At 61.4% G+C, this 25,215-nt stretch carries 22 protein-coding genes; 20 read left to right on the forward strand and 2 right to left on the reverse strand.

Annotated elements, in window-relative coordinates; translation table 11 throughout:
• Positions 1-25: 25 nt before the first annotated feature.
• From mnmA to nuoN, 20 genes are all read left to right on the forward strand, one after another.
• The gene (mnmA, locus tag BFP99_RS23700; protein WP_065948353.1) at positions 26-1,150 is read left to right on the forward strand and encodes a tRNA 2-thiouridine(34) synthase MnmA; all 1,125 of its coding nucleotides are present in this window, start codon (positions 26-28) and stop codon (positions 1,148-1,150) included.
• Positions 1,147-1,770, forward strand: coding sequence for a high frequency lysogenization protein HflD (gene hflD, locus BFP99_RS23705; protein ID WP_027606331.1), 624 nt, complete (start codon positions 1,147-1,149; stop codon positions 1,768-1,770). The genes mnmA and hflD overlap by 4 nt, the downstream gene beginning before the upstream one ends.
• A gap of 125 nt (positions 1,771-1,895) precedes the next feature.
• Positions 1,896-3,266, forward strand: a complete 1,371-nt coding sequence (gene purB, locus BFP99_RS23710) for an adenylosuccinate lyase (protein WP_065927067.1) — start codon at positions 1,896-1,898, stop codon at positions 3,264-3,266.
• Positions 3,267-3,350: 84 nt separating this feature from the next.
• Positions 3,351-4,517 (forward strand): ribosomal protein uL16 3-hydroxylase, encoded by a 1,167-nt coding sequence (locus BFP99_RS23715; RefSeq protein WP_027606329.1) that lies wholly within the window; start codon positions 3,351-3,353, stop codon positions 4,515-4,517.
• A complete protein-coding gene (locus BFP99_RS23720; RefSeq protein ID WP_065927066.1) occupies positions 4,510-4,932 on the forward strand; it encodes a GNAT family N-acetyltransferase in 423 nt (140 codons plus the stop codon). Before BFP99_RS23715 ends, BFP99_RS23720 begins: the two co-directional genes overlap by 8 nt.
• 257 nt (positions 4,933-5,189) lie before the next feature.
• A complete protein-coding gene (locus BFP99_RS23725) occupies positions 5,190-5,927 on the forward strand; it encodes a secretin N-terminal domain-containing protein (protein ID WP_065927065.1) in 738 nt (245 codons plus the stop codon).
• 494 nt (positions 5,928-6,421) lie between these two features.
• Complete coding sequence (gene aceA, locus BFP99_RS23730) at positions 6,422-7,747, forward strand: isocitrate lyase (RefSeq protein WP_003219577.1); 1,326 nt, start codon at positions 6,422-6,424, stop codon at positions 7,745-7,747.
• A 593-nt stretch (positions 7,748-8,340) separates the two neighbouring features.
• Positions 8,341-8,754 carry an NADH-quinone oxidoreductase subunit A gene (locus tag BFP99_RS23735; RefSeq protein WP_003219575.1) on the forward strand — a complete coding sequence of 138 codons (414 nt, stop codon included), beginning with the start codon at positions 8,341-8,343 and terminating at the stop codon, positions 8,752-8,754.
• A 10-nt stretch (positions 8,755-8,764) separates the two neighbouring features.
• Positions 8,765-9,439: a NuoB/complex I 20 kDa subunit family protein gene (locus BFP99_RS23740; RefSeq protein ID WP_003174719.1), complete on the forward strand. Its 675-nt coding sequence runs from the start codon at positions 8,765-8,767 to the stop codon at positions 9,437-9,439.
• Positions 9,440-9,511: 72 nt separating this feature from the next.
• Complete coding sequence (nuoC, locus tag BFP99_RS23745; protein WP_065927064.1) at positions 9,512-11,296, forward strand: NADH-quinone oxidoreductase subunit C/D; 1,785 nt, start codon at positions 9,512-9,514, stop codon at positions 11,294-11,296.
• 2 nt (positions 11,297-11,298) lie between these two features.
• Positions 11,299-11,796: an NADH-quinone oxidoreductase subunit NuoE gene (gene nuoE, locus BFP99_RS23750; protein ID WP_010566874.1), complete on the forward strand. Its 498-nt coding sequence runs from the start codon at positions 11,299-11,301 to the stop codon at positions 11,794-11,796.
• Complete coding sequence (nuoF, locus tag BFP99_RS23755) at positions 11,793-13,148, forward strand: NADH-quinone oxidoreductase subunit NuoF (RefSeq protein WP_027606325.1); 1,356 nt, start codon at positions 11,793-11,795, stop codon at positions 13,146-13,148. The genes nuoE and nuoF overlap by 4 nt, the downstream gene beginning before the upstream one ends.
• A gap of 135 nt (positions 13,149-13,283) precedes the next feature.
• Positions 13,284-15,998, forward strand: a complete 2,715-nt coding sequence (gene nuoG / locus BFP99_RS23760; protein ID WP_065948354.1) for an NADH-quinone oxidoreductase subunit NuoG — start codon at positions 13,284-13,286, stop codon at positions 15,996-15,998.
• Complete coding sequence (gene nuoH / locus BFP99_RS23765) at positions 15,995-17,002, forward strand: NADH-quinone oxidoreductase subunit NuoH (protein WP_017137518.1); 1,008 nt, start codon at positions 15,995-15,997, stop codon at positions 17,000-17,002. The genes nuoG and nuoH overlap by 4 nt, the downstream gene beginning before the upstream one ends.
• A gap of 11 nt (positions 17,003-17,013) precedes the next feature.
• Positions 17,014-17,562 carry an NADH-quinone oxidoreductase subunit NuoI gene (gene nuoI, locus BFP99_RS23770; RefSeq protein WP_003174725.1) on the forward strand — a complete coding sequence of 183 codons (549 nt, stop codon included), beginning with the start codon at positions 17,014-17,016 and terminating at the stop codon, positions 17,560-17,562.
• Positions 17,563-17,571: 9 nt separating this feature from the next.
• Complete coding sequence (gene nuoJ / locus BFP99_RS23775) at positions 17,572-18,075, forward strand: NADH-quinone oxidoreductase subunit J (RefSeq protein WP_003174726.1); 504 nt, start codon at positions 17,572-17,574, stop codon at positions 18,073-18,075.
• Positions 18,076-18,077: 2 nt separating this feature from the next.
• Positions 18,078-18,386, forward strand: coding sequence for an NADH-quinone oxidoreductase subunit NuoK (gene nuoK, locus BFP99_RS23780; protein WP_003174727.1), 309 nt, complete (start codon positions 18,078-18,080; stop codon positions 18,384-18,386).
• Entirely contained in the window at positions 18,383-20,236 is a 1,854-nt protein-coding gene (nuoL, locus tag BFP99_RS23785; RefSeq protein ID WP_065927062.1) for an NADH-quinone oxidoreductase subunit L, read from the forward strand. Before nuoK ends, nuoL begins: the two co-directional genes overlap by 4 nt.
• Before the next feature lie 39 nt (positions 20,237-20,275).
• Positions 20,276-21,808 (forward strand): NADH-quinone oxidoreductase subunit M, encoded by a 1,533-nt coding sequence (gene nuoM / locus BFP99_RS23790; RefSeq protein WP_048728604.1) that lies wholly within the window; start codon positions 20,276-20,278, stop codon positions 21,806-21,808.
• A gap of 7 nt (positions 21,809-21,815) precedes the next feature.
• Positions 21,816-23,279: an NADH-quinone oxidoreductase subunit NuoN gene (gene nuoN, locus BFP99_RS23795; protein WP_003174731.1), complete on the forward strand. Its 1,464-nt coding sequence runs from the start codon at positions 21,816-21,818 to the stop codon at positions 23,277-23,279.
• A 124-nt stretch (positions 23,280-23,403) separates the two neighbouring features.
• Here the strand turns inward: nuoN and BFP99_RS23800 are convergent, their stop codons facing one another.
• Positions 23,404-24,156 carry an outer membrane beta-barrel protein gene (locus tag BFP99_RS23800; RefSeq protein ID WP_065948355.1) on the reverse strand — a complete coding sequence of 251 codons (753 nt, stop codon included), beginning with the start codon at positions 24,154-24,156 and terminating at the stop codon, positions 23,404-23,406.
• 123 nt (positions 24,157-24,279) lie between these two features.
• On the reverse strand, positions 24,280-25,119 hold the full coding sequence (locus tag BFP99_RS23805) for an arylamine N-acetyltransferase family protein (RefSeq protein ID WP_065927060.1): 840 nt from the start codon (positions 25,117-25,119) through the stop codon (positions 24,280-24,282).
• Positions 25,120-25,215: the final 96 nt, after the last annotated feature.

The raw sequence follows: 25,215 nt of genomic DNA on the forward strand, positions 1-25,215 counted from the left end.
TTTTCAAGACACCCGTTGAAACCCTATGCGTGATCCAGCCCCTTCTGACACACAAAAGAAGCGCGTCATCGTCGGCATGTCCGGCGGCGTGGATTCTTCCGTTTCCGCCGTTCTGCTCATGGAGCAGGGTTATGAGGTGGAAGGCCTGTTCATGAAGAACTGGGAAGAAGACGATGGAACGGAATATTGCACCGCCATGGACGACCTCGCGGACGCCCAGGCCGTGTGCGACAAAATTGGCATCAAGCTGCACACCGCCAACTTCGCCGCCGAGTACTGGGACAACGTGTTCGAGCACTTCCTGGCCGAATACAAGGCTGGTCGCACGCCGAACCCGGACATCCTGTGCAACCGCGAAATCAAGTTCAAGGCGTTCCTCGACTACGCCATGATCCTTGGCGCCGACCTGATTGCCACTGGCCACTACGTGCGTCGCCGCGACATCGATGGCCGTACCGAACTGCTCAAGGGCCTGGACCCGAACAAGGACCAGAGCTACTTCCTGCACGCCGTCGGCGGTGAACAGATCGCCAAGACCCTGTTCCCGGTGGGCAAGCTGGAAAAGCCAGAAGTGCGCAGGATCGCCGAGCAACACGGCCTGGCGACCGCCAAGAAGAAGGATTCCACCGGGATCTGTTTTATCGGCGAGCGCCGTTTCAGCGACTTCCTCAAGCAGTACCTGCCGGCGCAACCGGGCGAGATCAAGACCACCGACGGCGAAGTGATCGGCCGTCACCATGGCTTGATGTACCACACCATCGGCCAGCGCCAGGGCCTGGGCATCGGCGGCTTGAAGGATGCCGGCGAAGAGCCGTGGTACGTGCTGGTCAAGGACCTGGAGCACAACGTGCTGATCGTCGGCCAGGGCAATGAACACCCGCTGCTGTTCTCGGGCGCGCTGCTGGCCTCGGAGATCTATTGGGTCAACCCGATCGACCTGAGCACCCCGCGCCGCCTGACGGCCAAGGTGCGCTATCGCCAGGGCGACCAGCCCTGCACCCTGGAAAAAACCGCGACGGGCTACCGCGCCACCTTTGATGACCCGCAACGTGCGGTCACTCCTGGCCAGTCCGTGGTGTTCTATGACGGCGAAATCTGCCTGGGCGGCGGCGTGATTGAAGTCGCCGAAGCCTGGAGCAACCCGGCATGAGCCCGACCCAGGAGCAATTGACGGCACTCGGCGGGGTATTTCTCTCCGCCGTGCTGGTGGACAAGATCGCCAAGACCGGCCAGGTCACCGAAGCCGGCCTGACCTGCATGCTCGGCAGCCTGCTGATCCGCGACCCCAAGGACACCCTGGAAGTCTACGGCGGCGACGACCTCGCACTGCGTGAAGGTTATCGCGCCCTGATCGGCGCCCTGGAGCGCGACCCCAGCACCTTGCAGCGCGAGCCGCTGCGCTACGCCCTGTCGATGCTCGGCCTCGAGCGCCAGTTGGCCAAGCGCGAAGACATGCTGGAAACCATCGGCAAACGCCTGCCACAGATCCAGTCCCAGGTAGAACACTTCGGCCCGGCCCACGAAAACGTGATCGCCGCCTGCGGTGCGCTGTACCAGGACACCTTGAGCACCTTGCGCCAACGCATCCAGGTGCACGGCGACATGCGCAACCTGCAGCAACCGAACAACGCCTCGAAAATCCGCGCACTGCTGCTGGCCGGTATTCGGTCGGCGCGGTTGTGGCGGCAATTGGGCGGTCATCGTTGGCAGCTGGTGATCAGCCGACGCAAATTGCTCAAAGAGCTTTACCCGTTGATGCGCAACGAATAAGTCGCACCGACAGGCTATTTTCAAGCCGTTACGCGTAATACGCCGGTCAGTTGGCAACGGACCGGCGAATTTTTTCATGTATGATACGCGCCCCATTTCGTTGCCCGACTGTCCGAGAACACCCCATGCAGCTCTCTTCGCTCACTGCGGTTTCCCCTGTTGACGGCCGCTACGCCGGCAAAACCCAGGCCCTGCGCCCTATTTTCAGCGAATACGGCCTGATCCGTGCACGCGTACTGGTTGAAGTGCGCTGGCTCCAGCGCCTGGCCGCTCACCCCGCCATCAGCGAAGTACCGGCGTTCTCCGCCGAAGCCAACGCTGTACTCGATGCCCTGGCGGACAACTTCTCCCTGGAGCACGCCGAGCGTGTGAAAGAGATCGAGCGCACCACCAACCACGACGTCAAGGCCATCGAATACCTGCTCAAGGAGCAGGCGGCCAAGCTGCCGGAACTGGCCAAGGTCAGCGAATTCATCCACTTTGCCTGCACCAGCGAGGACATCAACAACCTGTCCCACGCCTTGATGCTGCGCGAAGGCCGTGATGACGTGATGCTGCCGCTGATGCGCCAGACCGCCGAAGCCATCCGCGAGCTGGCCATCCGTTTCGCCGACGTGCCGATGCTGTCGCGCACCCACGGCCAGCCGGCGTCGCCGACTACCCTGGGCAAGGAACTCGCCAACGTGGTGTACCGCCTGGAGCGCCAGATCGCTCAAGTCGCCGCAGTCCCACTGCTGGGCAAGATCAACGGCGCTGTCGGCAACTACAACGCCCACCTGTCGGCCTACCCGGAGATCGACTGGGAAGCCAACGCCCGCGCCTTCATCGAAGACGAGCTGGGCCTGGGCTTCAACCCGTACACCACGCAGATCGAACCGCACGACTACATCGCCGAGTTGTTCGACGCCATTGCGCGCTTCAACACCATCCTGATCGACTTCGATCGCGATATCTGGGGCTACATCTCCCTGGGCTACTTCAAGCAGCGCACCATTGCCGGTGAAATCGGTTCGTCGACCATGCCGCACAAGGTCAACCCGATCGACTTCGAAAACTCCGAAGGCAACCTCGGTATCGCCAACGCCCTGTTCCAGCACCTGGCCAGCAAGTTGCCGATCTCCCGCTGGCAGCGCGACCTGACCGACTCCACCGTACTGCGCAACCTCGGCGTGGGCTTTGCCCACAGCGTGATCGCGTACGAAGCCAGCCTCAAAGGCATCAGCAAACTGGAGCTCAACGCGCAGAAAATCGCCGCTGACCTGGACGCGTGCTGGGAAGTGCTGGCCGAGCCGATCCAGACCGTGATGCGCCGCTACAACATCGAAAACCCTTACGAGAAGCTGAAAGAGTTGACCCGTGGCAAGGGCATCAGCCCTGAAGCACTGCAAACTTTCATCGACGGCCTGGACATGCCAGCCGCGGCCAAGGCCGAGCTGAAACTGCTCACCCCGGCCAACTACATCGGCAACGCTGTAGAGCAAGCCAAGCGCATCTGATTAGCGCAAGCCCCCTTGAGACGCCCGGCCGCGCCGGGCGTTTTTATTTCAGTCTGAAAAGTGCTTTTTTTCAATAGGTTACACATGAATCCTGATATCCCTCTTCAACTTCTGGGCGGCATCACGGCACGGGAATTCCTGCGCGACTACTGGCAGAAAAAACCACTGCTGATCCGCCAGGCGATCCCTGACTTCGAAAGCCCGATCGACGCCGACGAACTCGCCGGCCTGGCCCTGGAAGAAGAAGTCGAATCGCGCCTGGTGATCGAACACGGCGAACGCCCGTGGGAACTGCGCCGCGGCCCCTTCGCCGAAGACGCCTTCAGCACCCTGCCTGAGCGTGAGTGGACCCTGCTGGTACAGGCGGTCGACCAGTTCGTGCCGGAAGTGGCCGAGTTGCTGGAGCAGTTCCGCTTCCTGCCAAGCTGGCGCATCGACGATGTAATGATCAGCTTTGCCGCACCCGGCGGCAGCGTAGGCCCGCACTTCGACAACTACGACGTGTTCCTGCTGCAGGCCCAGGGCAAGCGCAACTGGAAGATCGGCCAGATGTGCAGCTCCGAAAGCCCGCTGCTGCAACACGCCGACCTGCGCATCCTCGCCGAATTCGAAGAAAGCGCCGAATGGGTGCTGGAACCGGGCGACATGCTCTACCTGCCGCCACGCCTGGCGCATTTCGGCATCGCCGAAGATGACTGCATGACGTACTCGGTGGGCTTTCGCGCCCCAAGCGCCGCCGAAGTGCTGACCCACTTCACCGACTTCCTCGCCCAGTACCTGACCGACGAAGAGCGCTACACCGACGCCGACGCGCAGCCGGTCAGCGACCCGCACCAGATCCAGAGCGACGCCCTCGACCGCCTCAAGAGCCTGCTGGCCGAGCACATGAGCGACGAGCGCATGCTGCTGACCTGGTTCGGCCAATTCATGACCGAGCCGCGCTACCCGGAACTGGTAGCAGGCGAAGAACTGGGCGAAGACGACTTCATCAACAGCCTGCAGGACGGTGCGATCCTGGTGCGCAACCCAAGCGCGCGCATGGCCTGGTCGGAAGTCGACGATGACGTCCTGCTGTTCGCCAGCGGCCAGAGCCGTTACCTGCCGGGCAAACTGCGCGAACTGCTGAAACTGGTCTGCGCCGCCGATGCCCTGCACGCCGAAAACCTTGGCGAATGGCTGTTGGACGAAGACGCCCGTGACCTGCTGTGCGAGCTGGTCAAGCAAGGAAGCCTGGGGTTTGCCGATGAATAGGATTCACGTAGGTGTCGCGGACTGGCATAAGGATATCGCCGAGATTCGGCGCATTCGTGAAGCGGTATTTATCGCTGAACAATCGGTTCCACCTGAGCTTGAGTGGGATGCGGACGACGCAGACGCAGTGCATTTCCTTGCATTCGAAGGCGACTTTCCGATTGGTACCGCGCGCCTGCTGCCCAGCGGCGAGATCGGCCGGGTGTCGGTGCTCAAGGACTGGCGCGGGCTGAAGGTCGGCGACAAGCTGATGGAAGCGGTGATTGGCGTGGCCGAGCAACGTGGCCAGACCAAGCAGTTCCTGAGCGCGCAGGTGTATGCGGCGCCGTTCTATGAGCGACTGGGCTTCAAGATCGTCAGCGAGGAATTCCTGGAAGTCGGGATTCCCCATGTCGATATGGTGCGCGGGGCCTGATCCCTGCTGTAAGGGCTTGCCTGTGGTGAGCCAGCTTGCCTGTGGTCCTGTGGTGAGCGGGCTTGCCCCGCGCTGGGCTGCGCAGCAGCCCCAAACCAAACGCCGCATTCTTTCCGTAAGAACGCGGCGTTTTTTATAGGGGCTGCTACGCAGCCCAGCGCGGGGCAAGCCCGCTCACCACAGGCAAGTCCGCTTACTACACTCCAGGCCGACAAACTGGCACTATCAAGCCCAAATGACTCGCAGAGATCACGGACATGTCCCTACGCACCCTGCTCACCGCCCTCCTCCTCACCGCCAGTTGCTCGGCAATGGCCGACACCGAAGTCGTCAACCTGAGCAACCGCACCAGCACCGACCTGCTCCCGGTTGCGCAGAACTTCATCGGCAAGGACGGCACCGTCAGCGCCTACGGCAACCAGCTTATCGTTAACGCTGCCCCCGGCAAGATCCAGGACCTGCGCACGCTGCTCGCCCAGCTGGATACACCAGCCAAACGTCTGCTGATCACCGTCGATACCAATGAAAACAACCAGCAGAACAGCGGCGACAGCCAGACCCGCATCATCAGCTACGGCACCGCCAGCCGCGACGGCGGCATCCAGCAGATTCAGGCCAGCGAAGGCGTGCCCGCGCTGATCCAGGTCGGCCAGAGCGTGCCAATGACCACCACTCAGCCTGACGCCTACGGTCGCCCGCAGAACCAGACCCAGTACCGCAACGTCACCCAGGGCTTCTATGTCACCGCCAGCGTCACCGGCGAGACCGTGCATCTGGCGATCAGTACCAACCGTGACCGCATGAGCCAGGAACGTCCCGATGTAGTGAATGTGCAAAGCACCGACACAACCGTCAGCGGGCGCCTTGGCGAATGGATCCCCCTGGCCGGCATCAACCGCGAGACCCAGGCCGACAAATCCTCCACAACCCGCAGCTACTCTACCCAGGGCCGCGATGACCTGACGTTGCGGGTTAAGGTCGACACCCTGAACTGAAGCACCAAAAACTGACTGATGAGTCGTATTAGACTAAAGATGTAGTGCCTGAAAAAAAGCACTACAAAACATTTGACGATCCAAAAAAGCATGGGCATGATGGCCTCGCTCCCGCTAATCAGGGGCCCTGGCAAGGGCCTTCGGATCGACGCTCCAAGCTACCCACCCGAGCCGATTCGTGTCTGTACCGCCCACAAGGTGTGTTTGACGAGGTTGCGACTGGAACGAAGTTGTCCCGAGGGACGGAAGCTAACCAGGTAACCCGGCTACACACTGATGGATCGTACAAAGGCCCACGATGCCCGAAGACCGTTCGCAGTTCGCCCTTACCTGCTCAACTCCCCCCTTGAGCCATCGTTCATCCCGTCGCCTGCCCCGCCGAACTTGACTTGAACACCTGAGCTTCTGGTCAGCGAGCAGCCATAACCACGCATTCACTACGTGGCTGGCAAATGGAATTTTCCACCTAGACCTATGCGACGAGGTTTTCCCCCATGGCACTGACACGCGAACAGCAAATTGCAGCCCTCGAGAAAGACTGGGCTGAAAACCCACGCTGGAAAGGCGTAACCCGCGCTTATTCCGCTGCTGACGTCGTCCGCCTGCGTGGCTCGGTTCAACCTGAGCACACCTTTGCAAAACTCGGCGCCGAGAAGCTGTGGAAGCTGGTCACCCAAGGTGCCAAGCCGTCCTTCCGCCCCGAGAAAGATTTCGTCAACTGCATGGGCGCCCTCACTGGCGGCCAGGCAGTCCAACAGGTGAAAGCCGGTATCCAGGCGATCTACCTGTCCGGCTGGCAAGTGGCAGCGGACAACAACTCCGCTGAATCCATGTACCCCGACCAATCGCTGTACCCGGTGGACTCCGTGCCTACCGTGGTCAAGCGCATCAACAACTCGTTCCGTCGTGCCGACCAGATCCAGTGGAAAGCCGGTAAAGGCCCGGGTGATGAAGGCTACATCGACTACTTCGCGCCCATCGTGGCCGACGCCGAAGCCGGTTTCGGCGGCGTACTGAACGCCTACGAGCTGATGAAGAGCATGATCGAGGCTGGCGCGGCCGGCGTGCACTTCGAAGACCAACTGGCTTCGGTGAAGAAATGCGGCCACATGGGCGGCAAGGTATTGGTACCGACCCAGGAAGCTGTACAGAAGCTGACTGCTGCCCGTCTGGCGGCTGACGTTGCCGGCACGCCAACCATCATCCTGGCCCGTACCGACGCCAACGCAGCGGACCTGCTGACTTCAGACTGCGACCCGTACGACCAGCCGTTCGTAACCGGCGAACGCACCCAGGAAGGTTTCTACAAAGTGCGCGCCGGTCTCGACCAGGCCATCGCCCGCGGCCTGGCCTACGCGCCGTACGCCGACCTGATCTGGTGCGAAACCGCCAAGCCGGACCTGGACGAAGCGCGTCGCTTTGCCGAAGCGATCAAGAAGGAATACCCGGACCAGCTGCTGTCCTACAACTGCTCGCCTTCCTTCAACTGGAAAAAGAACCTGGACGACGCGACCATCGCCAAGTTCCAGCGCGAACTGTCCGCCATGGGCTACAAGCATCAGTTCATCACCCTGGCCGGCATTCACAACATGTGGCACAGCATGTTCAACCTGGCGCACGACTACGCCCGCAACGACATGACCGCCTACGTGAAGCTGCAGGAGCAGGAATTCGCTGACGCCGCCAAGGGCTACACCTTCGTGGCCCACCAGCAGGAAGTCGGCACCGGCTACTTCGACGACATGACCACCGTGATCCAGGGCGGCACCTCGTCCGTGACCGCGCTGACCGGTTCGACCGAAGAAGAGCAGTTCCACTGATCGATGTGAGTACACGGCCACGGCGGACCCGTTAAAGAGCTAACCGCAGTGCCGCACGACAATCACGCCCCGACTGGTTCGGGGCGTTTTTTTGCCGGTACACATCACGCTGGTTCACCAAAGCCAAATGTGGGAGGAGGCAACTCCCTCCCACATGAGGAACGCTTGCAGCCTGAAGATTTTGTGCAAAACCTTGATCCAGAGCGGTATTTGCCGCAGATAAATCGGTTAAAAGATCCGCTCCAACAACTCGCGCTAATCAGGCAAGTAACGGCAACTTACTCCGCTGTATGAGAAACAATCGCTTAAACCCCACGCAAACAATATTCATTATCATTTAGAACATAAAAACTTCGTTACAGGTTAAACAAAACACATTTGATCAAATGCCCGCTAATGCCCGCTCCGCAAGGGCTACAGCCCCAAGAAGGTGCACTATGTGCTTATTCCATCGAATAATTTCGCCCTAGGAATTTTACTTGCCCGGTGTTTAGCCATAAAATCACCGCGATTGATTGCAGTGCGACATATCGTCACTGCATCGTTACTTTTTCGAGCTCAGAGACCTTTGCTCTCTGTTAAGGATTTCCAGCATGACCGAAGCGACAGGACTCATGGCCCACAACTGGGGCTTTGCCATTTTCCTCCTCGGTGTTGTCGGCCTTTGCGCCTTCATGCTCGGTGTGTCCAGCCTCCTCGGGTCAAAAGCCTGGGGCCGCAGCAAGAATGAACCGTTCGAATCCGGCATGCTGCCTACAGGTGGCGCCCGCTTGCGGCTCTCAGCCAAATTCTATCTGGTCGCGATGCTCTTCGTGATCTTCGACATCGAAGCCCTCTTTCTCTTTGCCTGGTCTGTGTCCGTCCGCGAAAGCGGCTGGACCGGATTCGTCGAAGCCCTCGTTTTCATAGCAATTCTGTTGGCAGGCCTTGTCTACCTATTTCGAGTGGGCGCCCTTGACTGGGCTCCGGAAGCTCGTCGTAAGCGGCAAGCGAAGCTGAAACAATGAGGCTTTGGCGATGCAATACAATCTCACCAGGATCGACCCGGATGCTCCTAACGAGCAGTACCCCATCGGCGAACGGGAAACCGTTTCCGATCCGTTAGAAGACCAAGTCCACAAGAACATCTACATGGGCAAACTCGAAGACGTGCTGAGTGGCGCGGTCAACTGGGGACGTAAGAACTCCCTGTGGCCGTACAACTTCGGCCTTTCGTGCTGCTACGTGGAAATGACCACCGCCTTCACGGCGCCCCACGACATCGCGCGCTTTGGCGCCGAAGTTATCCGGGCATCACCGCGCCAGGCGGATTTCATGGTTATCGCCGGTACCTGCTTTATCAAGATGGCGCCGATCATTCAGCGTCTCTACGAGCAAATGCTCGAGCCAAAGTGGGTTATCTCCATGGGTTCGTGCGCCAACTCCGGTGGCATGTACGACATCTACTCCGTGGTTCAGGGGGTGGACAAGTTCCTGCCCGTGGACGTCTACGTGCCTGGCTGCCCGCCCCGCCCCGAAGCATTCCTGCAAGGCTTGATGCTGTTGCAGGAATCGATTGGCAAGGAGCGTCGCCCGCTTTCCTGGGTCGTCGGCGATCAAGGCGTGTACCGCGCCGAGATGCCGTCGCAAAAGGAACAGCGCCGCGAACAGCGAATCGCAGTCACCAACCTGCGCAGCCCAGACGAAGTCTGATCCAGCACCGCTTCTTTTATAGAACGAAAACCTGGCTTCATTCTTTACGTTGACCGAAAGCGATAAAAAACCATGACTACAGGCAGTGCTCGACGCATCCCGCCTTATAAGGCAGACGACCAGGATGTGGTCGTCGAACTCAATAACCGTTTTGGCCCTGACGCCTTCACCGCCCAGGCCACACGCACCGGCATGCCGGTGCTGTGGGTGGCGCGCGCCAGGCTCGTCGAAGTCCTGACCTTCCTGCGCAACCTGCCCAAGCCGTACGTCATGCTCTATGACCTGCATGGCGTGGACGAACGCCTGCGCACCAAGCGCCAGGGCCTGCCGAGCGGCGCCGATTTCACCGTGTTCTATCACCTGCTGTCGCTGGAACGTAACAGCGACGTGATGATCAAGGTCGCACTGTCCGAGAGCGACCTGAGCGTGCCGACCGTGACCGGTATCTGGCCGAACGCCAGCTGGTACGAGCGCGAAGTCTGGGACATGTTCGGTATCGACTTCCCGGGCCACCCGCACCTGACGCGCATCATGATGCCGCCAACGTGGGAGGGTCACCCGCTGCGCAAGGACTTCCCTGCCCGCGCCACCGAATTCGACCCGTTCAGCCTCAACCTCGCCAAGCAGCAGCTTGAAGAAGAGGCCGCGCGCTTCCGTCCGGAAGACTGGGGCATGAAGCGCTCCGGCACCAACGAGGACTACATGTTCCTCAACCTGGGCCCGAACCACCCTTCGGCCCACGGTGCCTTCCGCATCATCCTGCAACTGGACGGCGAAGAAATCGTCGACTGCGTGCCGGACATCGGCTACCACCACCGTGGTGCCGAGAAGATGGCCGAGCGTCAGTCGTGGCACAGCTTCATCCCGTACACCGACCGTATCGACTACCTCGGCGGCGTGATGAACAACCTGCCGTACGTGCTCTCGGTCGAGAAGCTGGCCGGCATCAAGGTTCCGGACCGCGTCGACACCATCCGCATCATGATGGCCGAGTTCTTCCGGATCACCAGCCACCTGCTGTTCCTGGGTACCTATATCCAGGACGTCGGCGCCATGACCCCGGTGTTCTTCACCTTCACCGACCGTCAGCGCGCCTACAAGGTCATCGAAGCCATCACCGGTTTCCGCCTGCACCCGGCCTGGTACCGTATCGGCGGCGTCGCCCACGACCTGCCGAATGGCTGGGAACGCCTGGTCAAGGAATTCATCGACTGGATGCCCAAGCGCCTGGACGAGTACCAGAAGGCTGCGTTGGATAACAGCATCCTCAAGGGCCGTACCATCGGCGTCGCCCAGTACAACACCAAAGAGGCCCTGGAATGGGGCGTCACCGGTGCCGGCCTGCGTTCCACCGGTTGCGATTTCGACCTGCGCAAAGCGCGTCCGTACTCGGGCTACGAAAACTTCGAGTTCGAAGTACCGCTGGCCGCCAATGGCGATGCCTACGACCGTTGCATCGTGCGTGTCGAAGAAATGCGCCAGAGCCTGAAGATCATCGAGCAGTGCATGCGCAACATGCCGGCCGGCCCGTACAAGGCGGATCACCCGCTGACCACGCCGCCGCCGAAAGAGCGCACGCTGCAGCACATCGAAACCCTGATCACGCACTTCCTGCAGGTTTCGTGGGGCCCGGTAATGCCGGCCAACGAATCCTTCCAGATGATCGAAGCGACCAAGGGTATCAACAGTTATTACCTGACGAGCGATGGCGGCACCATGAGCTACCGCACCCGGATTCGTACCCCAAGCTTCGCCCACTTGCAGCAGATCCCTTCGGTGATCAAAGGCGAGATGGTCGCGGACTTGATTGCGTACCTGGGTAGTATCGATTTCGTTATGGCCGACGTGGACCGCTAAGCATGAACAGCACGCTTATCCAGACAGACCGTTTCACCTTGAGTGAAACCGAGCGCTCGGCCATCGAGCACGAGCTGCATCACTACGAAGACCCGCGCGCGGCGTCGATCGAGGCCTTGAAGATCGTCCAGAAGGAACGTGGCTGGGTGCCGGACGGCGCCCTCTACGCCATCGGCGAGATCCTCGGCATCCCCGCCAGCGACGTTGAAGGCGTGGCGACGTTCTACAGCCAGATCTTCCGCCAGCCGGTGGGCCGTCACATCATTCGCGTGTGCGACAGCATGGTCTGCTACATCGGTGGCCACGAGTCGGTGGTCAGCGAGATCCAGGCCAAGCTGGGCATCGGCCTCGGCCAGACCACCCCGGACGGCCGCTTCACGCTGCTGCCGGTGTGCTGCCTGGGCAACTGCGACAAGGCGCCGGCGTTGATGATCGACGACGACACATTCGGTGACGTGCAGCCCGCTGGCGTGACCCAATTGCTCGAGGGCTACCCATGACCCTGACTTCCTTCGGCCCGGCCAACCTGATCAAGCGTTCGGCCGAAACCCACCCGCTGACCTGGCGCCTGCGTGACGACGGCGAGCCGGTATGGCTCGACGAGTACCAGGCCAAGAACGGCTACGCCGCTGCGCGCAAGGCCTTCGCCGACATGGCCCAGGACGACATCGTCCAGACCGTGAAGGACGCCGGCCTCAAGGGTCGCGGCGGTGCAGGCTTCCCCACCGGTGTTAAGTGGGGCCTGATGCCCAAAGACGAATCCATCAACATCCGCTACCTGCTGTGCAACGCGGATGAAATGGAACCCAACACCTGGAAAGACCGCATGCTGATGGAGCAACTGCCCCATCTGCTGATCGAAGGCATGCTGATCAGCGCCCGCGCGCTGAAAACCTACCGTGGCTACATCTTCCTGCGCGGCGAATACACCACCGCCGCCAAGCACCTCAACCGTGCCGTGGCAGAAGCCAAGGCCGCAGGCCTGCTGGGCAAGAACATCCTCGGTTCGGGTTTTGACTTCGAACTGTTCGTGCACACCGGCGCCGGGCGTTACATCTGCGGTGAAGAAACCGCACTGATCAACTCCCTCGAAGGCCGCCGCGCCAACCCGCGCTCCAAGCCGCCCTTCCCTGCCGCCGTGGGCGTGTGGGGCAAGCCGACCTGCGTGAACAACGTCGAGACCCTGTGCAACGTGCCGGCGATCATCGCCGACGGCGTGGACTGGTACAAATCGTTGGCCCGTGAAGGCAGTGAAGACATGGGCACCAAGCTCATGGGCTTCTCCGGCAAGGTCAAGAACCCTGGCCTGTGGGAACTGCCGTTCGGCGTGACCGCACGCGAGCTGTTCGAGGACTACGCCGGCGGCATGCGCGACGGCTACACCCTCAAGGCCTGGCAGCCAGGCGGCGCCGGCACCGGCTTCCTGCTCCCCGAGCACCTCGACGCACAAATGTATGCCGGCGGCATCGGCAAGGTGGGCACCCGGATGGGTACCGGCCTGGCGATGGCGGTGGACAACACCGTGAACATGGTCTCGCTGCTGCGCAACATGGAGCAGTTCTTTGCCCGTGAATCCTGCGGCTTCTGTACCCCATGCCGCGACGGCCTGCCGTGGAGCGTCAAGCTGCTGATGGCCCTGGAAAATGGCGAAGGCCGCGAGGGTGACATCGAGACCCTGCTGGGCCTGGTCGGTTTCCTCGGCCCAGGCAAGACCTTCTGTGCTCACGCACCGGGCGCCGTGGAGCCATTGGGCAGCGCAATCAAATACTTCCGCTCGGAGTTCGAAGCCGGCATCGCGCCCACCAGCGCCGCCGTCCCGCCTCTGGCAAGGCCGATCGTAGTCGGCGCGTAACGCTTAAACAGGCAAAGGGTCCGTGCCCTTCGCCTGCTCATGTGCTGACGCCGTGAAGGCTGTGTAGATGCACATGAATAACAAGATTCCATTAGCCACGCCCGCTGACAACGGGCCAACGAAGAACTTTGAACCATGGCCACTATCCACGTAGACGGCAAAGCGCTCGAAGTCGATGGGGCGGACAACCTGTTACAGGCGTGTCTGTCACTCGGCCTCGATATCCCGTATTTCTGCTGGCACCCCGCGCTTGGTAGCGTCGGTGCCTGTCGCCAGTGTGCGGTCAAGCAGTACACCGACGAAAACGACACCCGTGGTCGTATCGTCATGTCCTGCATGACCCCAGCCACCGACAACACCTGGATCTCCATCGACGATGAAGAATCCAAGGCGTTCCGCGCCAGCGTTGTCGAATGGCTGATGACCAACCACCCCCACGACTGCCCGGTCTGTGAGGAAGGCGGTCACTGCCACCTGCAAGACATGACGGTGATGACCGGCCACAACGAGCGCCGCTATCGCTTCACCAAGCGTACCCACCAGAACCAGCAGCTGGGCCCGTTCATTTCCCACGAAATGAACCGCTGCATCGCCTGCTACCGCTGCGTACGCTTCTATAAAGACTACGCCGGCGGCACCGACCTCGGCGTATTCGGCGCCCACGACAACGTGTACTTCGGTCGCGTTGAAGACGGCGTGCTCGAAAGCGAGTTCTCCGGCAACCTCACCGAGGTCTGCCCGACCGGTGTGTTCACCGACAAGACCCACTCCGAGCGCTACAACCGCAAGTGGGACATGCAGTTCTCGCCGAGCATCTGCCACGGCTGCTCGAGCGGTTGCAACATCTCCCCGGGCGAACGCTACGGCGAACTGCGTCGCATCGAAAACCGCTTCAACGGTTCGGTCAACCAGTACTTCCTGTGCGACCGTGGTCGTTTCGGCTATGGCTACGTCAACCGTGAAGACCGTCCACGCCAGCCACTGCTGGCCGATGGCGCCAAGCTGAGCCTGGACGCGGCGCTGGACAAAGCCGCCGACCTGCTGCGCGGCCGCAACATCGTCGGTATCGGCTCGCCCCGCGCCAGCCTCGAAAGCAACTACGCGTTGCGTGAGCTGGTGGGTGCCGAGCACTTCTACTCCGGTATCGAAGCCGGTGAGCTGGAGCGCATCCGCCTGGTCCTGCAGGTGCTGAACGACAGCCCGCTGCCGGTGCCGAACATGCGTGACATCGAAGACCACGATGCCATCTTCGTGCTCGGTGAAGACCTGACCCAGACCGCCGCGCGTATCGCGCTGTCCCTGCGCCAGTCGGTCAAAGGCAAGGCCGAAGACATGGCCGACGCCATGCGCGTCCAGCCTTGGCTCGACGCTGCGGTGAAAAACATCGGCCAGCACGCGCTGAACCCGCTGTTTATCGCCAGCCTGGCGGAAACCAAGCTCGACGACATCGCCGAAGAATGCGTCCACGCCGCACCGGACGACCTGGCCCGCATCGGTTTCGCCGTGGCCCACGCCCTCGATGCCAGCGCGCCGGCAGTCGAAGGCCTGGACACTGAAGCCGTCGAACTGGCCCAGCGCATTGCCGACGCCCTGCTGGCAGCCAAGCGTCCATTGATCATTGCCGGTACCTCGCTGGGTTCCAAGGCCTTGATCGAAGCCGCCGCCAACATCGCCAAGGCCTTGAAGCTGCGCGACAAGAACGGTTCCATCAGCCTGGTGGTGCCGGAAGCCAACAGCCTCGGCCTGGCCATGCTCGGTGGCGAGTCCCTGGACGCCGCCCTGCAAACCGTGATCGACGGCACTGCCGATGCGATCGTGGTGCTGGAAAACGACCTGTACACCCGCACCGACGCCGCCAAGGTTGACGCTGCGCTGAACGCCGCCAAGGTCCTGATCGTCGCCGACCACCAGAAGACCGCCACCAGCGAGCGTGCCGACCTGGTACTGCCAGCCGCTACCTTCGCCGAAGGCGACGGCACCCTGGTCAGCCAGGAAGGCCGTGCCCAGCGCTTCTTCCAGGTGTTCGATCCGAAGTACATGGACGCCAGCATCCTGGTTCACGAAGGCTGGCGCTGGCTGCATGCCCTGCGCGCGACCCTGCTGAACCAGCCGATCGACTGGACCCAGCTCGACCACGTCACCGCCGCAGCCGCCGCGAGCGCGCCGCAGCTGGCGCGTATCGTCGACGCCGCACCGTCCGCCGCGTTCCGCATCAAGGGCATGAAGCTCGCCCGTGAGCCGCTGCGTTACTCCGGTCGTACCGCCATGCGCGCCGACATCAGCGTGCACGAGCCACGTACCCCGCAAGACAACGACACCGCGTTTGCCTTCTCCATGGAAGGTTATTCGGGTTCGGTCGAGCCACGTCAGCAAGTGCCGTTTGCCTGGTCGCCGGGCTGGAACTCGCCACAGGCCTGGAACAAGTTCCAGGACGAAGTCGGTGGTCACATCCGCGCCGGCGACCCGGGCACCCGCCTGATCGAAACCCAGGGCGACGCGCTGAACTGGTTCGCTGCGGTCCCGCGTCCGTTCAACCCGGCCCAGGGCACCTGGCAGGTCGTGCCGTTCTTCCACCTGTTCGGCAGCGAAGAGACCTCTTCCAAGGCCGCGCCGGTACAAGAGCGCATTCCCGAGGCCTACGTGTCCGTGGCCAAGTCCGAAGCCGACCGCCTGGGCGTCAACGACGGAGCCTTGCTCAGCGTGACCGTGGCCGGCCAGACCCTGCGTCTGCCGCTGCGTATCAACGAAGAGCTGGGTGCCGGCCTGGTTGCCCTGCCTAAAGGCCTTGCCGGCATCCCGACGGCGATCTTCGGCAAAACCGTTGACGGTCTGCAGGAGGCAGCGCAATGACCTGGTTCACCCCTGAAGTGATCGACGTGATCATCTCGGTCGTCAAGGCCATCGTGATCCTGTTGGCCGTGGTCGTCGCGGGCGCCCTGCTCAGCTTCGTCGAACGTCGCCTGCTGGGCTGGTGGCAGGACCGTTACGGTCCGAACCGCGTTGGCCCGTTCGGTATGTTCCAGATCGCCGCCGACATGCTGAAGATGTTCTTCAAGGAAGACTGGACCCCGCCGTTTGCCGACAAGGTGATTTTCACCCTGGCACCGGTCGTGGCCATGAGCGCCTTGCTGATCGCCTTCGCGATCATCCCGATCACCCCGACCTGGGGCGTGGCGGACCTGAACATCGGCTTGCTGTTCTTCTTCGCCATGGCCGGCCTGTCGGTCTACGCGGTGCTGTTCGCCGGCTGGTCGAGCAACAACAAGTTCGCCCTGCTGGGCAGCCTGCGGGCCTCGGCCCAGACCGTGTCCTACGAAGTGTTCATGGGCCTCGCGCTGATGGGCATCGTGGTGCAGGTCGGCTCGTTCAACATGCGCGACATCGTCGAGTACCAGGCGCAGAACCTGTGGTTCATCATTCCGCAGTTCTTCGGCTTCTGTACCTTCTTCATCGCCGGCGTCGCCGTGACTCACCGTCACCCGTTCGACCAGCCGGAAGCGGAACAGGAACTGGCTGACGGTTACCACATTGAATACGCCGGCATGAAATGGGGCATGTTTTTCGTCGGTGAATACATCGGCATCATCTTGATCTCGGCCCTGCTGGTCACGCTGTTCTTCGGCGGCTGGCACGGTCCGTTCGGCATCCTGCCGCAGCTGGCGTTCTTCTGGTTCTTCCTGAAGACCGCGTTCTTCATCATGCTGTTTATCCTGCTGCGCGCTTCCATTCCGCGTCCACGATATGACCAGGTGATGGATTTCAGCTGGCGTTTCTGCCTGCCGCTGACCCTGATCAATTTGCTGGTGACTGCTGCCGTTGTGTTGTTGAACACGCCAGCGGGCGCGGTTCAGTGAGGATTTGACCCATGTTCAAATATATTGGCGACATCGTTAAGGGTACCGGTACCCAGTTGCGAAGCCTGGTGATGGTGTTCGGTCACGGCTTCCGTAAACGCGACACCCTGCAATACCCGGAAGAAGCGGTGTACCTGCCGCCGCGCTATCGCGGCCGCATCGTGCTGACCCGCGACCCCGATGGCGAAGAGCGTTGCGTAGCCTGCAACCTGTGCGCCGTGGCGTGCCCGGTGGGTTGCATCTCCCTGCAGAAAGCTGAAACCGAAGACGGTCGCTGGTACCCGGACTTCTTCCGCATCAACTTCTCGCGCTGCATTTTCTGCGGCCTCTGCGAGGAAGCTTGCCCGACCACCGCGATCCAGCTCACACCGGATTTCGAGATGGCCGAGTTCAAACGTCAGGACCTGGTGTACGAGAAAGAAGATCTGCTGATCTCTGGTCCCGGTAAAAACCCTGATTACAACTTCTATCGTGTTGCAGGTATGGCCGTTGCCGGTAAGCCGAAAGGCGCCGCACAAAACGAAGCCGAGCCGATCAACGTGAAGAGCTTGCTGCCTTAAGGAAGAAAGATGGAATTCGCTTTCTATTTCGCATCGGGTATCGCGGTTGTGTCCACGCTTCGCGTGATCACCAACACCAACCCCGTGCACGCCCTGCTCTACCTGATCATTTCGCTGATCGCCGTGGCCATGACCTTCTTCAGCCTCGGCGCACCGTTCGCCGGTGTGCTGGAAGTGATCGCCTACGCCGGCGCCATCATGGTGCTGTTCGTGTTTGTGGTGATGATGCTCAACCTCGGGCCGGCCTCGGTCGCCCAGGAACGCGTCTGGCTCAAGCCCGGCATCTGGCTCGGCCCGGTTGTCCTCGCAGCGCTGCTGCTGGGTGAACTGCTGTATGTGCTGTTCGCTCACCAGAGCGGCCAGGCCATCGGCCATACCACCGTGGACGCGAAAGCCGTGGGCATCAGCCTGTTCGGCCCGTACCTGCTGGTGGTCGAACTGGCGTCGATGCTGCTGCTCGCCGCAGCCATCACTGCCTTCCACTTGGGCCGCAACGAAGCCAAGGAGCAATGACGATGCCTGCTATCCCTTTGGAGCATGGTCTGGCGGTCGCCGGCATCCTGTTCTGCCTTGGCCTGGTCGGCCTGATGGTTCGCCGTAACATTCTGTTCGTGTTGATGAGCCTGGAAATCATGATGAACGCTGCGGCACTGGCGTTCATCGTTGCAGGTGCACGTTGGGGCCAGCCGGATGGACAAGTCATGTTCATCCTGGTGATCAGCCTGGCAGCCGCCGAGGCCAGTATCGGCCTGGCGATCCTGCTGCAACTGTATCGTCGCTTCCACACGCTTGATATCGACGCTGCCAGTGAGATGCGCGGATGAACATGATCTTTCTGACTTTCGTATTTCCCCTGATCGGTTTCCTGCTGCTGTCGTTCTCTCGCGGACGCTGGTCGGAAAACCTTTCGGCCCTGATCGGTGTGGGCTCCATTGGCCTGTCGGCCATCGTTGCCGCCTACGTCATCTGGCAATTCAACGTGGCACCGCCGGAAGGCGGCCACTACACCCTGGTGCTGTGGCAGTGGATGTCGGTGGAAGGCTTCAAGCCCAACTTCGCCCTCTACGTCGATGGCCTGTCGATCACCATGCTTGGCGTGGTGGTGGGCGTGGGCTTCCTGATCCACCTGTTCGCGTCCTGGTACATGCGCGGTGAAGCGGGCTACTCGCGCTTCTTCTCGTACACCAACCTGTTTATCGCCAGCATGCTGTTCCTGGTGCTCGGCGATAACCTGTTGTTCCTGTACTTCGGCTGGGAGGGCGTGGGCCTGTGCTCGTACCTGTTGATCGGTTTCTACTACAGCAACCGCAACAACGGTAACGCGGCACTCAAGGCGTTTATCGTCACCCGTATCGGCGACGTGTTCATGGCCATCGGCCTGTTCATCCTGTTCCAACAGGTGGGCACGCTGAACATCCAGGAACTGCTGGTGCTGGCACCGCAGAAATTCCAGGTCGGCGACTTCTGGATCACCCTGGCGACCCTGATGCTGCTGGGCGGCGCCGTGGGTAAATCCGCGCAACTGCCGCTGCAGACCTGGCTGGCGGATGCCATGGCCGGTCCTACCCCGGTGTCGGCACTGATCCACGCCGCAACCATGGTTACCGCCGGTGTCTACCTGATCGCCCGTACCCACGGTCTGTTCACCCTGGCGCCGGACATCCTGCACCTGGTGGGCATCGTCGGCGGCGTGACCCTGGTACTGGCCGGCTTCGCCGCGCTGGTGCAGACCGACATCAAGCGGATCCTCGCCTACTCGACCATGAGCCAGATTGGCTACATGTTCCTGGCCCTGGGCGTCGGCGCCTGGGACGCGGCGATCTTCCACCTGATGACCCACGCCTTCTTCAAGGCCCTGCTGTTCCTGGCCTCCGGTGCGGTGATCGTGGCCTGCCACCACGAGCAGAACATCTTCAAGATGGGCGGCCTGTGGAAGAAACTGCCACTGGCCTACGCCAGCTTCATCGTCGGTGGTGCCGCCCTGGCCGCCCTGCCGCTGGTGACCGCCGGTTTCTACTCCAAGGACGAAATCCTCTGGGAAGCCTTTGCCAGCGGTAACCAGAACCTGCTGTACGCAGGCCTGGTGGGTGCGTTCATGACCTCGCTGTACACCTTCCGCCTGATCTTCATCACCTTCCACGGTGAAGCCAAGACCGAAGCCCACGCAGGCCATGGTATCTCCCACTGGCTGCCACTGTCGGTGCTGATCATCCTGTCGACCTTCATCGGCGCGCTGATCACCCCGCCACTGGCCGGTGTACTGCCGGAAAGCGCCGGCCATGCCGGCGGCGCCGCCAAGCACAGTCTGGAAATCGCCTCGGGCGCCATTGCCATCGCCGGCATCCTGCTGGCGGCCCTGCTGTTCCTCGGCAAGCGTCGCTTCGTGACCGCCGTGGCCAACAGTGGCATCGGCCGTTTCCTCTCGGCCTGGTGGTTCGCCGCCTGGGGCTTCGACTGGCTCTACGACAAACTGTTCGTCAAGCCCTACCTGGCCATCAGTCATGTACTGCGTAAAGACCCGCTCGACCAGACCATCGGTTTGATCCCGCGCGCGGCCAAAGGCGGTCACACCGCCCTGAGCCGTACCGAGACCGGCCAGTTGCGTTGGTATGCGGCTTCCATGGCTGCTGGTGCCGTGCTGGTGATCGGCGCCATCGTTGTGGTAGCGGTCTGATATGAACTTTGCGAACTTGCGAAAGGAAACGAGCCCGTCATGATTCTGCCCTGGCTAATCCTGATCCCCTTTATCGGCGGCCTGCTCTGCTGGATGGGTGAACGCTTCGGCGCCACCCTCCCCCGCTGGATTGCGTTGCTGACCATGTCCCTGGAACTCGCACTCGGCCTCTGGCTGTGGGCCCATGGCGACTATTCATTCGCTCCGGCACCGGGTGTCGATCCAACGTTCGCGCTTGAATTCAAGCACGTGTGGATCCAGCGCTTCGGCATCAACGTGCACCTGGCCCTCGACGGCCTGTCGCTGTTGATGATCCTGCTGACCGGCCTGCTGGGTATCCTCTCGGTACTCTGCTCCTGGAAAGAGATCCAGCGTCACGTGGGCTTCTTCCACCTGAACCTGATGTGGATCCTGGGCGGCGTTGTCGGCGTGTTCCTCGCCCTCGACCTGTTCATGTTCTTCTTCTTCTGGGAGATGATGCTGGTGCCGATGTACTTCCTCATCGCGCTCTGGGGTCACAGTTCTTCGGACGGCAAGAAAACCCGGATCTACGCGGCGACCAAGTTCTTCATCTTCACCCAGGCTTCCGGCCTGATCATGTTGGTGGCGATCCTGGGCCTGGTACTGGTCAACTTCAACTCGACTGGCGTGATTACCTTCAACTACGCCGACCTGTTGAAAACCAAGATGTCCCTGACCACCGAGTACATCCTGATGCTGGGCTTCTTCATCGCCTTCGCGGTGAAGCTGCCGGTGGTGCCGTTCCACTCCTGGCTGCCTGACGCTCACGCCCAGGCGCCGACCGCCGGCTCCGTGGACCTGGCCGGTATCCTGCTGAAGACGGCGGCCTACGGCCTGCTGCGTTTCGCCCTGCCGCTGTTCCCGAACGCCTCGGCCGAGTTCGCGCCGATTGCCATGACCCTCGGCCTGATCGGGATCTTCTACGGTGCGTTCCTGGCATTCGCGCAAACCGACATCAAGCGTCTGATTGCCTTCTCGTCCGTTTCCCACATGGGCTTCGTACTGATCGGCATCTACTCCGGCAGCCAGCTGGCGTTGCAAGGTGCGGTGATCCAGATGTTGGCCCACGGTGTCTCGGCCGCGGCACTGTTTATCCTGAGTGGCCAGTTGTACGAGCGCCTGCACACCCGTGACATGCGCGAGATGGGCGGCGTGTGGTCGCGCATTGCGTACCTGCCGGCGATCAGCCTGTTCTTCGCCGCCGCTTCCCTGGGCTTGCCGGGTACCGGTAACTTCATCGGCGAGTTCCTGATCCTGATGGGTGCCTTCGTGCAAACACCGTGGATCAGCGCCATTGCTACCTCCGGCCTGGTATTCGGTTCGGTCTACTCGCTGATCATGATCCACCGCGCCTACTTCGGCCCGGCCAAGTCCGACGCCGTCCTGAAAGGGATGGATGCTCGCGAACTGATCATGGTGCTCGGCCTTGCGGTATTGCTGATCTACATCGGCGTGTACCCGCAACCGTTCCTGGACACTTCTGCCGCGACGATGCATGGCGTGCAGCAGTGGTTCGGCACCGCCTTCTCTCAACTCGCTTCGGCCCGGTAAGAGCGCTATGGAATTCACGATCCAACACTTTATCGCGCTTGCGCCGCTGCTGATCACCAGCCTCACCATCGTGGTGGTGATGCTGGCGATCGCCTGGCGCCGCAATCACTCACAAACGTTCCTGCTGTCCTGCGCCGGTTTGAACCTGGCCTTGCTGTCGATTATCCCGGCACTCAAGGTCGCGCCACTGGCGGTGACCCCGCTGATGATGGTCGATGACTTCGCGCTGCTGTATATCGCGCTGATCCTCGTCGCCACCCTCGCCTGCGTCACCCTCGCCCACGCCTACCTCGGCGAAGGCGGCACCGGCTACCCGGGCAACCGCGAAGAGCTGTACCTGCTGATCCTGCTGGCTGCGGCCGGCGGTATCGTGCTGGTCAGCGCGCAGCACCTGGCCGGCTTGTTCATCGGCCTGGAACTGCTGTCGATCCCGACCTACGGCCTGGTGGCCTACGCCTTCTTCAACAAGCGTTCCCTGGAAGCCGGCATCAAGTACATGGTGCTGTCGGCCGCCGGTTCCGCGTTCCTGTTGTTCGGTATGGCCCTGCTCTACGCCGAAGCCGGCAGCCTGAGCTTCACCGGTATCGGTCACGCCCTGGCCGCCACCAACAGCCCCGCGCCGATTGCCCAACTGGGCCTGGCGATGATGCTGATCGGCCTGGCGTTCAAGCTGTCGCTGGTGCCGTTCCACCTGTGGACCCCGGACGTGTACGAAGGCGCCCCGGCGCCGGTGGCGGCGTTCCTGGCGACCGCGTCCAAGGTCGCTGTGTTTGCGGTGATGGTGCGTCTGTTCCAGATCTCGCCTGCCGCCAACACCGGCGTGCTGAGCAACGTGTTGACCGTGATCGCCATCGCGTCGATCCTGTTCGGCAACCTGCTGGCGCTGACCCAGAACAACCTCAAGCGTCTGCTGGGTTACTCGTCCATCGCCCACTTCGGCTACCTGTTGATCGCCCTGGTGGCGAGCAAAGGCCTGGCCGTGGAAGCCATCGGCGTGTACCTGGTCACCTACGTGATCACCAGCCTCGGCGCGTTCGGCGTGATCACCCTGATGTCCTCGCCTTACAAGGGCCGTGACGCCGACGCCCTGTACGAATACCGCGGCCTGTTCTGGCGCCGTCCGTACCTGACCGCCGTACTCACCGTGATGATGCTGTCCCTGGCCGGTATCCCGCTGACCGCGGGCTTTATCGGCAAGTTCTACATCGTCGCGACCGGTGTCGAAGCCCACGAGTGGTGGCTGGTTGCGTCCCTGGTGCTGGGCAGTGCCATCGGCGTGTTCTACTACCTGCGCGTGATGGTCACCCTGTACCTGATCGAGCCAAACCTGCGCCGTGTGGATGCTGAGCTGCACTGGGAACAGAAAGCCGGTGGCGTGATGCTGCTGGCTATCGCCCTGCTCGCCTTCTTCCTCGGCGTGTACCCACAACCGTTGCTGACCCTGGTGCAGCACGCGGTGCTGGGGGTTTGATCCCTTAGCGGTATGCGAATCAACAGAAACGGCGCCCCAGGGCGCCGTTTTTGCGTTCTGGGCTGACCTGCAACAGCCCAAAAAAACGCCCCGAATGTTCGGGGCGTTTTACATTGCAACCGCGTCAGAACGCGATGCCTAGCTTGACCCCGTACTCATCCCGCTTGAGCCGAGTGTTATCGGCCACTTCGGAATCACCGTCGAGCTTGTATTCGGTGCGGGTGTAGTAAAGGCCCGCCATCACCGGCAGGTCGCCCTTCTGGTTCATCAGCAGGCTGACTTCCGCATACGGGTTAGTGCGGTCCTTGAGGTCTACGGTGTCGCTGCCCACGCCGTCCACCTTGAGCTTGGTACGACCATCAATGGTGCGACGCGCACCGGCTTCGAAACGCAGCGTCATGTCATCGAACTGATGGTTGTAGCCCAGGGCTGCCTTGGCGAAGGGCGACTTGTTGGTGAGTTCCATGTCGTAGTCGTTCGAGTCCAGCTCATAGCGGGTCCAGCTGTAACCGCCGCCAACGATCACGTCGACGAAGTTGCGCGCATCCAGCGCGGCACGCCAGCCGAGATCCAGGTCGGCCTGGCCTTCTTTGAGTTTGTTATCACTCTTTTTACCGTACTTGGCTTCCACACCTGCCTGGTAGATAAAGCCCGACTCGGCGGTGAGCTTGTTGCCGAAGTTGTAGAAAAGACCGGCTTCGGGCATGTGGTCCTTATCACTTTCACTACCGCCTTCGAGCTTGAAGTCGTTGTAGCTGCCCAGAATCCCAAAGGTAGAAATCGGGTCAGTGGACGGTGCGGCGAACACCACTGCTGGCGCGGCGACCAGCGCCAGCAGTGAGGAATGCTTGAGGAGGTTTCCGAATAGTTTGGACATCGTTTACATCTCCTTGTCTGGTGGGCAAATTATTCAGGAAACGCTTCGAACCCAGGCTGGCACCAAAGGTTCGAAAAAATTTGCCCCCACTTGGAGGTAAAACGGTTCAGCGATGGCTCTAGATCAATACTCCTGGCGTGCAGCCATTACCAAGCCCTCAAGGGTTGAATCAAGCTGAGGGTGAACCGGCACGCGAATCCCAAAGGTAGTGCCCAGTACGTCCAGCAGCTCGTCGGCGCTCTGGATCACACGCTTGTCACTCGGCCGATCCAGGTAGTGAATCCCATAGTGGGCGTTGTTCAAGGTGTGGCGTTCGCCCGCTGCCAGGCGTGCGACTTTCAATTGGCCCAGGAACGGCGAACCTGGATGGGTCGAGACGTACCAGTTACCGATTTCGTAGTCGATGTCTGCCTGCACTTGCAGGTCGAACACATACAAGCCACGCCACTCCCCCGCGACCTCGGCCCACAACGTGTAGCTGCCCTCCTGCTCATTGAGTGTCAGGCGATACGGCTCATGGGCCGTGGCCTGCACGGCCTGCGTGTCCAACTGCAACGGACTGCTGGGCACCATGCCACCAAAGCCGACGTCGGTGATGTAGCGCACGCCGTCCAGGGTCACCAGGCTCAGGCGATGGGTGCGCGCCGTACGTGCGTCCGGCGGACCACCCATCACAACCCGCCCGGTAATGCCGCGCGCCTCGAACCCCAGTTCCTGCAACAGCGCCAGGAACATCTGGTTCAACTCATAGCAATACCCACCCCGCCCATCGAACAGGACTTTCTGCTCGACGCTGGGCAAGTCGATCGGCACCGGCAGGCGCAGCAGGGTCGACAGGCTTTCGAAGGCGAAGGTGCACACATGACGCAGTTGCAAATCCCGCAGGGTCTGCAGGGTGGGCGGTGGTGGCGAGTCGTAACCCAAGCGTTGCAGGTACAGGCGGCTGTGGTTCAGGAGGGTCATGGCGCGATCCTTGGGCGCGGGAGGAATGCGTCACTATGCCGCGCAAGCATGCAGATTGTCATTTTGAGTGAACCTTTTTAAACCGTTCCCTATCCA

The organism is Pseudomonas sp. 1 R 17 (genome assembly GCF_900067035.1).
Classification (GTDB): domain Bacteria; phylum Pseudomonadota; class Gammaproteobacteria; order Pseudomonadales; family Pseudomonadaceae; genus Aquipseudomonas; species Aquipseudomonas marginalis.